At 72.5% G+C, this 14,360-nt stretch carries 8 protein-coding genes; 4 read left to right on the forward strand and 4 right to left on the reverse strand.

Going from position 1 to position 14,360, the window contains the following annotated elements:
- Nucleotides 1–47: 47 nt before the first annotated feature.
- The 3 genes from ACWGH0_RS06755 to ACWGH0_RS06765 all read right to left on the reverse strand — a co-directional run bounded on the left by ACWGH0_RS06755 (nucleotide 48) and on the right by ACWGH0_RS06765 (nucleotide 3,465).
- Nucleotides 48–1,664 (reverse strand): sodium:solute symporter family transporter, encoded by a 1,617-nt coding sequence (locus ACWGH0_RS06755; RefSeq protein WP_453403074.1) that lies wholly within the window; start codon nucleotides 1,662–1,664, stop codon nucleotides 48–50.
- Nucleotides 1,661–1,909 carry a DUF485 domain-containing protein gene (locus ACWGH0_RS06760; RefSeq protein ID WP_453403075.1) on the reverse strand — a complete coding sequence of 83 codons (249 nt, stop codon included), beginning with the start codon at nucleotides 1,907–1,909 and terminating at the stop codon, nucleotides 1,661–1,663. Before ACWGH0_RS06760 ends, ACWGH0_RS06755 begins: the two co-directional genes overlap by 4 nt.
- A 119-nt stretch (nucleotides 1,910–2,028) precedes the next feature.
- Complete coding sequence (locus ACWGH0_RS06765) at nucleotides 2,029–3,465, reverse strand: PucR family transcriptional regulator (protein ID WP_453403076.1); 1,437 nt, start codon at nucleotides 3,463–3,465, stop codon at nucleotides 2,029–2,031.
- A 339-nt stretch (nucleotides 3,466–3,804) separates the two neighbouring features.
- On the opposite strand from ACWGH0_RS06765, the gene ACWGH0_RS06770 reads away from it, so the two are divergent.
- Nucleotides 3,805–7,167, forward strand: a complete 3,363-nt coding sequence (locus ACWGH0_RS06770; RefSeq protein ID WP_453403077.1) for a hypothetical protein — start codon at nucleotides 3,805–3,807, stop codon at nucleotides 7,165–7,167.
- 93 nt (nucleotides 7,168–7,260) lie between these two features.
- On the opposite strand, the gene ACWGH0_RS06775 is transcribed toward ACWGH0_RS06770, so the two are convergent.
- Nucleotides 7,261–10,089: a glycoside hydrolase family 3 C-terminal domain-containing protein gene (locus ACWGH0_RS06775; RefSeq protein ID WP_453403078.1), complete on the reverse strand. Its 2,829-nt coding sequence runs from the start codon at nucleotides 10,087–10,089 to the stop codon at nucleotides 7,261–7,263.
- A 373-nt stretch (nucleotides 10,090–10,462) separates the two neighbouring features.
- Between ACWGH0_RS06775 and ACWGH0_RS06780 the strand changes: the two genes are divergently transcribed.
- Genes ACWGH0_RS06780 through ACWGH0_RS06790 form a run of 3 tightly spaced genes read left to right on the forward strand, consistent with a single transcriptional unit; the run spans nucleotide 10,463 to nucleotide 14,152 of the window.
- Nucleotides 10,463–12,127 carry an extracellular solute-binding protein gene (locus tag ACWGH0_RS06780; RefSeq protein ID WP_453403079.1) on the forward strand — a complete coding sequence of 555 codons (1,665 nt, stop codon included), beginning with the start codon at nucleotides 10,463–10,465 and terminating at the stop codon, nucleotides 12,125–12,127.
- 43 nt (nucleotides 12,128–12,170) lie between these two features.
- Entirely contained in the window at nucleotides 12,171–13,226 is a 1,056-nt protein-coding gene (locus tag ACWGH0_RS06785; protein ID WP_453403080.1) for an ABC transporter permease, read from the forward strand.
- Nucleotides 13,223–14,152 (forward strand): carbohydrate ABC transporter permease, encoded by a 930-nt coding sequence (locus ACWGH0_RS06790; RefSeq protein WP_453403081.1) that lies wholly within the window; start codon nucleotides 13,223–13,225, stop codon nucleotides 14,150–14,152. Before ACWGH0_RS06785 ends, ACWGH0_RS06790 begins: the two co-directional genes overlap by 4 nt.
- The last annotated feature ends 208 nt before the right edge of the window (nucleotides 14,153–14,360 follow it).

A 14,360-nucleotide genomic window follows, 5' to 3' on the forward strand; every position in this document is an offset into this window, starting at 1 on the left:
TCTGACCGGTCCGGTCGCGCGCACCCAGCCGACCGGACCGCGGGGAGTCAGAAGTGTGTGGGCGCGTACTCGTCGACCGCCGGAGCGCGCCGCCTGCCCGCGAGGCCGGCCAGTCCGCCGAGCAGGAAGGCGACCGGCATCGAGACCAGTACGACCGTCTGGAGCGGGAACCAGTCGATGTCCCACTCGGGGAGCAGCGCGGTCGGCGTGCCCGAGAAGATCGGGCTCGACATCTGGAGTCCCACGGCGCAGAACAGACCTCCGTACAGGGTCCACAGGAGACCCCCGCGGGTGTAGCCGCTCCAGAAGAGCGAGTACACCAGGGCGGGCAGCAGGCTGGAGGCCGCCACCGCCAGGGCCAGCGCCGACAGGAACCCCATGTTCCACCCCTGCACCCAGACCGCCAGACCGATGCTCAGTACACCGACGCCGGCGGACGCCATGCGGGCTGCCGCCACCTCGCGGCCCTCGCTCGTACGTCCCCGGCGCAGCACATGCGTGACCAGGTCGTGCGCGACGGCCCCCGCGGCCGCGAGGGTGACGCTCGCGACGACCGCCAGCGTGGTGAGGAAGACGGCGGAGGCGACCAGGACCGGGAGCCAGGCGTCGCCCGCCGACGGGCCGGCCGCGAGTTCGCCGGTGAGCATGAGCAGGCTGCTCGTGGCGCCCGGGTCCGCGGCGAGGATCCTCGGAGCCCCGACCAGTGCGCCGGCCCCCAGGCCCAGCACGGCGGTGGCGAGGCACAACGCACCGACGATGCCGATGGTGTGACGCACCGTACGGCGTGCCGTGGCCGCGTCGCGGGCGGTGTTGAGCTGTGTGGCGACGTGGGGCAGACACGCCACGCCCAGCACGATGGTGACCATCAGACCGATGTGGTCGAGGGTGTCCTCGACCGTGCCGCCGGCGGCGAAGCGCAGTCCCGGCCGCATGTAGTCGGCGGGGCGGCCACTGCCCTGCCCGGCCGCGTGGATGAGCGAGTCGGCGCTCCAGTCGAAACGGTGGAGCACCACCGCCGCCACCGCGAGCGCCATGCCGAGCAGCACCACCGTCTTGACGATCTGCACGGTGATCATGCCGCGCATCCCGCCGAACGCCGTCGCGCAGACGACCAGGAGACCGATCATCACCGTGGCCGTCTGCTCCGGGCCCGGGCCGGAGAGCCCCAGCAGCATCGCCGTGGTCACTCCCGCACCGGAGAGCTGCACCACCAGGTAGGGGACGCAGACGCTGAGCACGACGACGGCGACCGCGATGCGCACCGCGGGCCCGGGAGCGCGGAGTGCGAACAGGTCGCCGTAGGTGTAGCAGCCGCGTTCGCGCAGGGGGCCGGCCAGCAGGAGCAGCACACCCAGGGACAGCACCGTGCACAGGGCGGTGAACAGGCCGTCGTACCCGAAGACGGCCACGCTTCCCGTCGTCCCGAGCACCGTGGCCGCCGACAGGTACACGCCGGACAGTACGAGGGCGCCGCGCAGCGGGGAAAGCGTGCGGCCCGCCGTGTAGAAGTCATTGACGCGGTCCCGCGCGGGGCCGCTGAGCACGCAGATGAACAGGATGGGCACGATGAACGCGAGGAACCCGACGAGCACCATGCCCCGCGTGTCCGAGTCCAGGACCGGGGCACCGGGGGACGCGAGGCCGGCGAGGCCGGCGGCCGTCATGACCGCTCCTCGTCGGCGTGGCGGTCGTACCGCGCGGCGGTCCACAGCAACAGGCAGCCCTGGACGAGGATCACCAGCATGCCGATGTTCACCTGCCCCCATACGCGGGTGGCCAGGAAGCCGGCGGCACAGAGCGCGAGCAGCAGATGCACGCACAGGGCCACCGCGTTGACGACGGCGAAGGACACGCCTGGGCGGCGCCGCTGTGGCCGGTGAGGAAGCGGCGGGGCGTACTGCTGGGCCATGAAGGTCTCCTGGCGGGCGGGGAGCGCGGGCGGACGACCCGCGACGCGCGCTCACTGGAGCACGTACGCCCCGGCCCGTCGATCCTCCGCGCCCGTGCCGTTGCCTCCGCCCAAGGCGGCTACGGCGTCGCTGTGCCGCTGCCCACCCGGCCCGGCCCTTCGCCGGGCAGTCGTCCGGCGGCGGACGGCGGGGGCACGTCCGCGGCGCCCGTGAGAGCGGCTGCCGGCCCGAGCAGGCGCAAGGCGTCGAGGGCGAGGGTCAGCTGCACCAGGTCGCGGGGGCGCGACAGCGCGAGCCCGGTGATCTGTTCGAAGCGGCGCAACCGGTTGAGCACGGTGTTGCGATGGCAGAGCATGTGCCGGGCGGTCTGGACGGCGGAGCCGCCCTTCTCGATCCAGACCCCGAGCGTGTCGAACAGGATCTCGCGGTCCGCCGGTTCCAGGGCGTACATCGGCTGGAGCACCCGGCTGGTCAGCGCGGTGGACAGGTCGGGACGCGAGAGCAGCAGGCCGTCGGGCAGGCGGGAGTCGAGCCGCGCGACCTCGCCGTCGGCGCGGCAGGTGCGCAGCGCCAGTACGGCCATGTCACGCGCCCGTGGCAGCCCGTGCAGGCCCCGCACGACCGGGCTGACGCCGATGCGCAGGCCGTGGCCCGCGGCCAGTCCCGAGACCAGCGCGTCCAGAGGGCGGTCGCCCAGGTGGGCGACGAGGACGGCGCGCTGCCCGGACGCCTGGCGCAGTATCCGGATGCCGCGCACCTCGGGGACGGCCTCCGGCACGCGACCGTACGGAGGGGTGGCCCCCACCACCGCTACGGCGAACCGGCCGTCCAGCGGCAGATCGAGGATCGTCGCCGCTTCCCGCGCGAACTCCGGCTCGTCGCGGCTCTCCAGCAGGGCCGCGAGGATCAGCCGGACGCGTTCGCCGTGCCGGCTGGCGACGCCCTGGGCGACCTGCCGGTAGGCGTCGGCGACCAGGACCGCGTCCCGGTCGTTGTGCTTCCACACCAGCTCCGCCACGTGCACCAGCTGACGCGTGTCGCCGAGTCCCTCCTTCTCGACCACGCGGATGATGCCGCTCCACACGCCCGCGCCGGCCACCCGGTAGGCGTGCATGACCTCGTCGAGCGGGCGGCCCTCCTCCGCGCGCCGGATGCCCAGCTCCCTGGTGTACCGCTCGACGTCCACGAAGCGGTCCGGGTCGCGGCCGGACTCCAGCCCGTGGCGGACACCGGTACTCACCGAGCGCGGCAGGTCGGGCGGCGCGAGCACCGGGTCGCTGTAGTAGGGGACCTCGGCGCGGATCTTCCCCACCACCGCGTCGGTGAATTCCGAGCCGCGCCCCAGGAGGCGCCGGCAGGCACGGTCCAGCAACTGGACGGCGGACGCTTCCGCGGAGCCGTCGGACCGCGCACCGCCCGCGGTCTCGTGGTCGCGTGCCCTCTCCCGGCGCGGGTCGGAGCGGAGTTTGCCGGTCGGCGCGGGGGAGCGTTCGTCCGCGCGGCCGGTGCCGGCGGCGGTGGGGCGGACGCTGCCGGGGACAGCATTGGCGTGCATGGACCCTCCAGACGGATGGGACGTGCAAGAACACCACGGCGGGTCGCCATGTCGTGCGCCGCGCGGTGCGCGGTGTGGTTCCCTCCACCGGTCGGCCGCCGGGGCGGGGTGGGCGGCGGCGGCCTCCGGGAAGCCACCATGCTAAGCAGTCGGTTACCCCAGGGCGAGGTCGCTGCCGAACCGTGATGATTCCGCCACATCCGGCGGGCGTGCCGGTACGGCGCCCCCGGCACGCCCGCCGCTCCCCGCCGGCCGCCGCCGCTCTCGTCGGAGTGAGGGGAGCTGCGCCGCGCGGGTGAACGTCGGTGGGGCGCCGCGCCGACGCGGAAGCAGTCAGAGGTGAACGTTGGCAGGGTTTTCTCGGGCCGGTTGCGGGAGCGGGGACACAGTCGTGCCCGGAAATGGCGCATCCGCAGGCGCGGGTCGTACCTCCCGCTGCTCGGCCTGACCTTCGTCGGCGCGGCGGTCCTGCTGTTCCTCGCGGTCACGGCCGTGATCACGCTGGCCGAGGGCGACGAGTTCTGGACCCCCATCAAGTGGGCCGACGACCACTGCAAGAAGAGCCAGCTCTCCTGCGGAGTGCTCCAGACCGTCGTCATGCCGTTGCTCACCCTCGCCCTGGCCACGGTCGCGTACCTGTTCTTCCGGTTCACCCGGGTGCGTACGGCGTATCTGAAGAAGGCCAGAGAGCAGCCGCACGAGCTGGTGGAGACGGCGGGCGGCATCTTCGGGAGGGTCGTCGGGCGTGACCAGCTCTGCGAAGTCCTCATGGAGGACCAGCGGGACAGCCGGTTCCGCCGTACGCACGTCGTGGTGGGCGGCGTCGGCACCGGCAAGACGGCGTTGATCGTGCTCCTCACCGAGCAGCTGGCCCGGCGCAACGCCGTGGCGGTGCCGCTGCGGCTTCGGGGCGTGGGCAAGGAGCTCGACTTCCGCCGGCTGGCCTTCGACCGCTTCTCCCGTGAGGTGCAGGGGCACATCCGCTCCGAGGCGGAGGCCGAGAAGGTGTGGCGGCGGCTGTGCCAGCAGGGACGGATCATCGTACTCGCGGACGGCTTGGAGGAGGCGCTGACCGACCCGGAAGTGGAGGAGGAGCGCGACACCATCATCCGGCTCGCGATCCGGCGCGCCAATGACGAGGGGCTGCCGCTCATCGTCACGTCACGGCACCACGACTCGCTGCGCGGAATGGAAGCCTCCCTGACCGACCTCGAACCGCTGAGCGAGGAGGCCGCGCTCACGTACATCTCCTCCGGAGACGCTTGGGAGGACCGGCAGCGGCTGGACTGGATCATCGAGAAGGCCGGCATCGCCGAGGCCCCGACCTACCTCCAGATCGCCTCCGAACTGCACGACGAAGGACTGCTGGAACGGCCTCTCACCGGCCAGTCCGAGGAGGCCGTGGAGACGCGCGGCGGAGACCGGGCGGCTCTGCGCTTCCACCTGCTCGACACCTGGCTCAACGCCCTGATCGGCGGGCGGATCCGCCCTGAACTGCCCCTCGGGCAGGAGGAACGGCGGGCGGCCGTCGACTACCTTTCGGCGATCGCCTGCGTCGGGCTGGCCACGGACTCCTCCGAGGTGCGCTTCGCCGACGTCGTGGACGAGCACAACCCGTCGCGCCCCCGCTACCCAGAAGTCCTGCGCGAGCTGGTGAGAAGGGTGGAGGGCAGCCGCCTGGACCTGCGCCTCGCCGCGCACTGGGGTATGCGGATGGGGCTCCTGGACGTCGGCGGGGACCGGGTCCGCTTCCAGCACAGCGTGCTCCAGGCGCACCTCGGCGCCCGGTTCATGAACGCCGTGATCCATCCGAACATCCCCGAGGAGCCGACGAAGGGCTCCTTCTTCCCCGCGGCCCTGGCGAAGCCCGGCCGGGAACTGCTGATCGCCATGGTCCTCTACTCGCGCACCGCAGAGGGCGCGTGCCTCCACGAAGAGGCGCGCGACGGAGGGAAGCCGTGGTGCCCGGTGTCCACCGCACGCGATCTCCTGCTGAAGGCGGCGTGCCAGGCGCAGACGACCGGGGAACGCCGGCCGGAGTCCTCCCGCGCGTGCGGCGCGCAGGGGCCGGCCGCGGACGCCCATCGGCTCTTCGGCCGTACGCTGCACGCCAAGGCGCTGGAACTGTACGCGGCGGCCCTGGAGATCGACTGCGTCGACGCCGAGCCGAAGCAGCACCTGATCGCCATGCGGCTGGCTACCAGCTGGCCGGACCTGCGGGCGCGCGATCCGCACACGCTGCGCGCCGCCAAGTCGCTGCTGGTGTCCCGCTTCGGCGAGGCGATGCGGGACGTCGCACGCCGCCGCACGCTGCAACCCGCCTACCTGGAACTCTTCGAGATCGCGCGCCTGGAGCCGTCGTACCCCGTCCGCGTCGCGATCGCCCAGGAGATCGGCGCGGGCGGCGACAGCGCCTTCGCGGTGCTCCAGGCCCGGCTGCGCGGTCCTTCGGGCGTCCGGGAACAGCGGCTGGAACGCGAGCCGGACTGGATGGAGCAGCTGTGGGCGGGCCAGCAGCCCGAGACCGTGGGGGAGGAGGAGCACCGCAGACGCCGCAGGGGCGAGGGGGACATCGTGCGGACGAAGCGCGAGTCGAGGGAGAAGTGGGAGCGACGGCGTGAGGAGCGTCGGCGGGAGGACAGGGAGCGCGAGGACGAGGAGGAGAGATGGCGGGACGACACCATGTGCGCGTGGCTGGTCCCGCTCCTCGTGGGGTCCGTGACCACGCAGCGGCATCAGAACACCCCGTACGAGTTCCTCGAGGGCTGGGTGCGGCGGGTCGGCGCCGGGGACGGGGCGCCCGCGCTCGACCTCACGGTGGAGGTGGCCCTGGCCCAGGGTTTCAAGTACGCGGCCAACCGCCGCCACCGCCATCCGCACGCGCGCGCCGAGGCGCGCGAGTACCTCAGCGGGCAGGCCTGGGACATGCTCAAGCGCACCACGTTCTGGTTCAGCCGGCTCACCCTCCTGCACGCGCTGACCCTCTGGGCGCTGCCCGACGGGGCCGCCGGCGAACGCCCCGCGCACGGACACGGCTCCGATCCGGCCGAACAGGTACGGCAGTGGCTCGCCCTCCCGGACGGCGAGCCGCAGCACCCCTTCGTCGAGGCGGCCGCCGAGCAGTGCGTCCGGGCGCTGGAGGAGCGGCAGCCGGAGCGGTTCCTCTGGATCGACGAGTCGGGCGTCGCCGCCCGCGTCGGCTCACAGGCGGCCCCCCAGCAGGAGGCCCGCAAGCACCAGCTGTGGATTCCGCCCTCGACCGGCTGGAGCGCCCTGCACCCGCGAGCCCAGCAACTGCTCGCCGACGTCCTGCTGCTGCTCAACCTGGCCGAACGGGGCGACTGGCCCAACGACCGGCTGCGGCGCCTCCAGCACACGGGCCAGGCCGAACTGCCCCCCTGTCTCACCCGGGACCGCCGCCCCCTCGACCCCGGACGTGCGGCCGTCAGGACGGCGGCGTCACAGGCCGGCTCCAACTGCCGGGACGACTGCGCCTTCGAGCTGTGCCCGTACCCGCCCCGGGGTCTCGACGGCCACCGGGTGGAGCTGAGCGAGGCGTTCTGCCGTGCCCAGTCCGCGCAACTCGCGCGCTCGCTCTTCCGGCCCCAGGCCCAGTGGCAACGCCGCACGGACGTGGCCGAGCTGAGGCGCTTCTGGGAGCGCATGGGGGAGCGGGCGCAGAACAACGCCCGCCCCAGGTGAGTCCCGCCGGCCGCACCCGCGGTCTCCTGGTGCCGCGCCCACCGTCGTACGTCTCGCCCCGCACGGTCCTGCACCGGCCCCCGCCTCGCGCCCTCAGCCGGTGAAGGAGACCCGCGCGAGGCGGACGGGACCGCGCAGGCGGACGTGCAGGTCGTGCACCCCGGACAGTGACAAGCCGGCGCTCAGGGTGACGTAGTCGTACGGGCCGCCGGTGGCAGGGGCGGCGTACGACGCGAGGAGCGTGCCGTCGGCCAGACGCAGCTCTGCCCCCGCCGGTCCGGTGGCCGACACCTCCACCGACGCGGCCGTGGCGCCGCCCCCGAAGTCGCAGCGGCGGAAGACGAGTTCGCCGGCCCGGCCGCCGGTGGTGGTCACGGCGTCGCCGGACGTCCGGGAGCGGTCCACGAGCGACGTGCCGCTCTGCTCGTCGTAGTCGGCGGCTTGCAGGCCGCGCTCCAGCACGGCGCGCGGGCCGCGTTCCTCACCGTCGATCTCCAGCCCAGCCGTGCAACGGACGTCCGTGCTGGAGGCGGCCGCCATGAAGAGGTAGCGCCCGCCGTCCACCGTCCACCGACCGTGGGCCACGTCCCAGAAGCCGAGGTCGGCCAGGGGCACCTCGAACTCCAGCCGCTCCCGCGCGCCCGCGGGAAGGCGCACCCTGCGGTGGGCGAGGAGCTGCCGCAGGGGGCGGACCACGGACGTGTCCGGGGCGCGTACGTAGAGCTGGGCGACCTCGTCGGCGGTGGCCGCCGCGGTGTTGGCGACGGAGAACGCCACCCGGACCGTGTCGCCGGCGCGTTCGGCCGACAGGCCGCCGTAGGCGAAGGACGCGTAGGACAGGCCGTGTCCGAAGGCGTACAGCGGAGTGCCCTCGTAGTAGAGGTAGGTCTGGCGGCTGCCGATGACGTCGTAGTCCAGCAGGCCGGGCAGGTCGGCATCGGCCGCGTACCACGTCTGCGGGAGCCGGCCGCCCGGCGAGACGTCGCCGGCCAGGACCCGGGCCAGCGCGGTCCCGGCCGCCTGACCTCCATGAGCGGTCCAGAGCAGGGCCGGCAGGGCGGTGTCCGCCTCCGTCACCGCGTACGGGTACGAGGAGGTGAGGACGAGCACCGTGCGGGGGTTCGCGGACCGGGCCGCCCGCCAGAGCCGGTCCTGGTGGTCCGGAAGAGCGAGTGTGGTGCGGTCCTCCGTCTCGCGCCCGTTGATGTGGGGGTCGTTGCCGGCCACCACGACGACGACGTCGGCGTCCGCGGCGGCCGCCGCCACCGCGTCCTCGCCGCGCTCGGCGACCACCCATTCGAAAAGGTCGCCCTCGTCGGCAACCTTCAGGCCCTCGGCGGTGACAGAGACATACCGGCCCGTCCCCTCGTGCGCCAGGAGGTGCCCCTCCCCGTGTTGCTCCAGCCGGAACGTCTCCTGTACGACCCAGCCACCGGGCTGGTCCGCGGAGGCGCGCACCCAGCCGTCCTGTGCGACCGACAGGTAGTTTCCGTCGGGCGCGCGGAGGGTCAGCAGGCCCGCCCCCCAGTCCGCCACGGCGAACTCCGTCGGCTCGCCGCCGCAGGTCACCGGCGGCAGATCCGTGCGGCCCGCGAGCAGCGCCGGGTCGAGGGCGCCCCCGGCCCCCCGCGCCCCGGCGGCGGCGGGCGAAGTGGGCACCCGCACCCAGCCGCCCGCCGTCCGCAGCCGTACCCGGTCGACGCCCTCGGCGAAGGAGACGTTCCGCGCGCCGAAGCGTTCGCGCAGCCCGTCGAGCGGGGTGGCGCGTCGCAGCGGCGTCCCGCTGTACCAGTCGAGCTTGCACTCGTCGGCGAGGAGGCCGACGACCGCGATCCGCTCACCGCCGGCCAGCGGCAGCAGGCCGTCGTTCTTGAGCAGTACGACGGCCTGCTCGGCCGCCTCCCGCGCCAGCGCGCGGTGCCCGGGGGTGTCGAACGTCCTGACGCCGGCGTACGGGTCGAGGCGCGGGTCGAACTCGCCCAGGGCGAACCGCAGGGCGAGCAGCCGGCGCACCGCGTCGTCGACGTCCTCCTCGCCGATCAGCTTCCGGTCCAGCGCCCCGCGTATCCGGCCGACGACGATCGAGGAGTCCTGCCCGTGGTCGGTGAAGCTGTCCACCCCGGCGCGCAGGGCGGCGGCCGTCGCCTCCTCGTGGGTGGCGTAGTAGTGCTCGGCGTCGACCAGGTTCGAGGGCGCGCCGGCGTCCGAGCAGACCACCAGGGACTGGTCCGTCCACCGGCGCAACTCCTCGCGCAGCAGCGGCGAGAGGTGGTTCGGCCGGCCGTTGACCAGGTTGTAGGCGGGCATCACTCCCGCTACCGCGCCGGCCTCGACGGCGGCGCGGAAGGCGCGCAGGTCGTACTCGCGCAGCACACGCGGGCGGATCGACGAGGAGGAAGTGGCCCGGTCCGTCTCGTTGTTGTGCGCCAGCCAGTGCTTGAGCACCGGCGCGGTACGCCAGTAGACCGGATGGTCCCCGCGCAGGCCGCCGGTGTAGGCGACGGCCATGGCGGACGTCAGGTGCGGGTCCTCGGAGTACCCCTCCTCGTTGCGGCCCCACAGCGGGTGCCGCAGCAGATTGACGGTGGGCGCCCAGACGTTCAGGCCGACCCGCGGATCGCCGGCGCGCATCGCGCGCGCCTCGGCCGCGACCGCCTCCCCCACCCGGCGCACGAGGGCGTCGTTCCACGTGGCGCCGAGCCCCACGGCCTGCGGGAACACGGTGGCCGGGCCCATCCAGGCGACCCCGTGCAGCGCCTCCTGGCCGGTGCGGAAGGCGCCGACGCCGAGCCGGTCGACGGCCGGCGCGAACTGGTGCAGCATCGCGATGCGCTCGTCGGGAGTGAGCCGCGTGAGCAGGTCGTCCACGCGTGCGTCGACGGAGAGCGCGGCATCGCGGAACGGCGGCTGGGCGTCGGTCACGTGGGTTCCCCCGAAGGCGATCGATCTGGGCGTACACCGGATTCGAAGCGCTTCGATGCTGAGGCTGCCCAGGTAAGGGTGTCAAGAGGGCCGGACCGACAACAGCCCTCTCCTCGCGAGCCGGACGGATGCGGGAAGCCTCAACCGGCAAGCAGTTGCGAGGATTTTCGCACCGACCCTTGAACGGACTGGCGTCCTCACTTAACCTCGCTGCAACATCGAAGCGCTTCGACGGAGAGCTCGCACAGAACCGACAAGGCTGTGCGAAGCCCGCCGTCCGATTCCCTCAGCGCATCCCCGCACGCCGACACGCATGCGCGCACGCCGACCCCGAACGCCCACCGGCTGTCCGCACGAGGAAAGGGTTGACCCGATGCCCAGGACCACAGCTCCCAGCCGGAGAGCGTTCCTCGCGTCCACCGCGGTGGCCGCGGCAGCCGTCGCCGGCGGAGTCCCCCTGCTCGGCGCGTGCAGCGGTACGTCCGGTGGGGACGACACCGACGGCGCCACCACCGGGAAGAAGCTCCGCGGTGTTCTCCCGGCCTTCGTGGGCTCGGACGTCGTGAAGCCGGACCTGCCGAGCAAGAACGGTTCGGCACTGGGCTTCACCACCGCCCTCCCGGCCTCCCGCCTCGCGGTATCCGTACCCGAGAAGCTCGGCAGGGGCGGCACCGTCACGGTCATGGCCCCGCTGTGGGGCACCCCTCCCCAGTCCGGCAACCCGTACTACAGGGCGATGGACGAGGCCATCGGCGTCCAGGTGAAATGGCAGAACCAGGACGGCAACACCTACGGGCAGAAGCTCGGCGCGGTGCTCGCCTCCAGCTCCGTCCCCGACGTCGTCGTGGTCCCCGCCTGGGAACTCGGCGGCAAGATACCGAGCGCCATCAACAACAAGTTCGCGGACCTCGGGCCGTACCTGTCAGGCGACAAGGTCAAGGAGTACCCGAACCTCGCCGCCGTACCGACGGGCGCCTGGCAGCGTGCCGTGTTCGGCGGCAAACTGCGGGGCCTGCCCATGCCGGCGAGCGACATCCCCAACATCGCGCCGTTCTACCGCTCCGACCTCTTCGAGAAGAAGGGGTACGAAGCGCCCACCTCCACCCAGGAGTTCTTCGACCTGGCCAAGGAGATCACGTCGGCCAGGAACAAGGTCTGGGGCTGCGGCGACATGACCTGGGCCGCGTACAAGTTCTTCGGCGTGCTCGACGAGAAGCCCACCTGCTGGAAGCTGGTGGGCGACAAGCTCGTGCACCGCGTCGAGACCGACGAGTACCTCGAAGCCCTCGCGTGGTCCCGCTCCCTGTACTCCGCGGGGGTCGTGCACCCGGACGCCAAGGCCGAGACGGGCGACATCGGCAACCTCTTCGCCTCCGGCCGCGTGTGGATGTACAACGCGGACATCTCCGACTGGTACGGCAAGACCGTCGTCCAGCGCGGCGACAACCCGAAGTTCACCATGGCGGCGATGGACTACTTCCACCACGACGGCGGCGATCCGAAGCTCTACGCCGGCTCGCCCTCCAACATCTGGGCCTTCGTCAACAAGAGGGCCGACGAGAAGACCGTCCGCGACGTCCTCGCCATCGCCAACTTCACCGCGGCCCCGTACGGCACCAGGGAACAGCGGCTCAAGGCATACGGCGTCGAGGGCGTCCACCACACCGTCGAGGGCGACGGCATCACCAAGACCGAGACCGGCAACAACGAGGTCTTCGCCACCTACGAGTACATCGCGAGCCCGCAGCAGTTCTTCGCCTACCCCAACCACCCCGACGTCGCCGAGGGCATGGTGCGCTGGCAGCAGCGCATGGGCGCGTTCGTCACCAAGCCCCTGTTCTACGGCGCGCAGGTCCAGGAGCCCAGGCGCTGGGCCGAACTCAGCAGCCAGTTCGAGGACCTGGAGAAGGACGTCGTCCGCGGCCGCAAGAAGGTGAGCGACATGCAGCAGGCCGTGTCGGACTGGCGTTCGCGCGGCGGCGACCGACTGCGCGACTGGTACCGCGAACTGCTCGACGAGGTCGGCCGGGCGTCCTGAGTCCCGAGGACACCGGCCGAGCCGGGAGCGAGGGAGAGAGAACGTGTCGCACAGCAGGGTGGCGGACCCCGATCGCGCCGCCGACGACAGCACCACAGCCCCGTCCCGGCCCGTCGCGCACCCGGACGCGGGGCCCGCGCACCCACCGGCGCGCCGGCCCCGCCCGCACGGGGGGACCGGCTGGAGGGTCCGCCTCCGGCGCGACCGCACACTGATCCTGATGACGCTGCCCGCCGTTCTCCTGGTGGCGGTGTTCCACTACGTACCGCTGCTCGGCAACGTGGTGGCGTTCCAGGAGTACGACCCCTACCTCGGCGACAACGCCTGGCAGGCCGTCTCCCACAGCCCCTGGGTGGGCGGCGAGCACTTCGTCCGCATGTGGGAGGACCGGCTGTTCCGGCAGGCGCTGGGGAACACCCTGGCGATCTTCCTGGTGCAGCTCACCCTGTTCTTCCCCGTCCCGATCCTGCTGGCGCTGCTCATCAACAGCTTCGTACGGCCCCGGGTCCGCGCCGTCGCGCAGGCGATCCTGTACCTGCCGCACTTCTTCTCCTGGGTGCTGGTCGTCACGATCTTCCAGCAGATGTTCGGCGGCGCCGGCATGCTCGCCCAGACCCTGCGCGAACACGGGCACGAAGGCGTCGACCTGATGACCGACCCCGGCCTGTTCACGTTCCTCGTCACCTTCGAGATGGTCTGGAAGGACGCGGGATGGGGCGTCATCGTCTTCCTCGCCGCGCTGTCGTCGGTCAGCCCCGACCTGTACGAGGCGGCGGCCATGGACGGCGCCTCGCGGTGGCGGCGGATGTGGCACGTCACCCTGCCCGCCCTGCGTCCGGTGGTGGCACTGCTGCTCGTCCTCCAGGTGGGCAACGCGCTGACCGTCGGCTTCGAGCAGATCCTCCTCCAGCGCACCGCCGTCGGCCCGACGGCGGCCGAGGTGCTCGACACGTACGTCTGGAACGTCGGCATCCAGTACGGCGACTTCAGCTACGCCGCCGCCGTCGGGATCGTCAAGGGGATCTTCGGCCTCTGCCTGGTGCTGGCCGCCAACAAGATCGCCCACATGATGGGCGAGCAGGGGGTGTACAGGCGATGAGCACCGTGACCGGTACGAGGCGGCGGGAGGGCGCCCGCGGCCGGCTGCGGCCCGCCTGGGAGGAGGAGCCCGGCCGGGCGGGACTCGCGGCCAAGGGCACGGTCCTCGCGCTGGCCTGTACGGCGATCCTCTTCCCGCTCTGGATCGTCGTCGTCACCAGCCTGTCGTCGTCGAAGACGATCACGGCGGCCGGCGGACTCGTCGTCGTACCCCGCGACCTCACCTTCGTCGCCTACCAGGAACTGCTCGGCGGCGGCCAGGTCACGCGCGCGGCGATGGTGAGCCTGGGCGTCACGGCCGTCGGCACGCTCTTCAGCATGACCGTCTCCGTCCTGTGCGCGTACGGGCTCTCCCGCAGCGGATCGCTGCTGCACCGGCCGCTGCTCGTGACGCTCCTCGCCACCATGTTCTTCGGCGCCGGACTCATCCCCACCTACCTGCTGGTGCAAGGACTCGGTCTGACCGATACCTACCTGGCCCTGATCCTCCCCAGCGCGGTGAACGTCTTCAACATCCTCGTCCTGCGCTCCTTCTTCATGTCGGTCGCACCGGAACTCACCGACAGCGCCCGCATCGACGGGGCGGGCGACTTCCGCATCCTGTGGCAGATCGTGATGCCACTGTCCCGGGCGGTGCTCGCCGTGATCGCCCTGTTCTACGCGGTGGGCTACTGGAGCGCCTGGTTCAACGCGTCGATCTACCTCAGCGACCAGGACATGATGCCGCTGCAGAACGTGATGATGCAGCTCGTCCTCAAGCAGGAACGGCCCGCCGGACTCGCCCAGGCCATCAACGCCGGACAGCTCTCACCCCTGTCGATCCAGATGGCCGTCATGGTCCTCGCGCTGCTGCCCGTCGCCGTCCTTTCACCGTTCGTCCAGCGGCACTTCAAGAAGGGCATGCTCACGGGCGCGGTCAAGGGCTGACACGCCCGTCGTCCGCCGCCGGCCGTCGCGTCACCGCACCGGCCGTCCCGGCGTCACCCGCCGGCGCCGCACCCGGCCCCCCGAACCACCGCCGTGCCCCGCCCACCCCCCCGACGGTGGGGGCCGGCGGGGCCCAGGCGGCCCACCCCCCCCCGGGGCCCCCCCCCCAGGCGGGCCGGGCCCCAGGCCGTGGCCCCGGGCCCCCCGA

It is taken from the genome of Streptomyces sp. NPDC054887, from assembly GCF_053610585.1.

Excerpts from the sequence above, each read along its gene's own strand:
- ACWGH0_RS06755 (WP_453403074.1), bottom strand. The coding sequence starts at position 1,664 with ATGACGGCCGCCGGCCTCGCCGGCCTCGCGTCCCCCGGTGCCCCGGTC.
- ACWGH0_RS06760 (WP_453403075.1), bottom strand. The coding sequence starts at position 1,909 with ATGGCCCAGCAGTACGCCCCGCCGCTTCCTCACCGGCCACAGCGGCGC.
- ACWGH0_RS06765 (WP_453403076.1), bottom strand. The coding sequence starts at position 3,465 with ATGCACGCCAATGCTGTCCCCGGCAGCGTCCGCCCCACCGCCGCCGGC.
- ACWGH0_RS06780 (WP_453403079.1), top strand. The coding sequence starts at position 10,463 with ATGCCCAGGACCACAGCTCCCAGCCGGAGAGCGTTCCTCGCGTCCACC.
- ACWGH0_RS06790 (WP_453403081.1), top strand. The coding sequence starts at position 13,223 with ATGAGCACCGTGACCGGTACGAGGCGGCGGGAGGGCGCCCGCGGCCGG.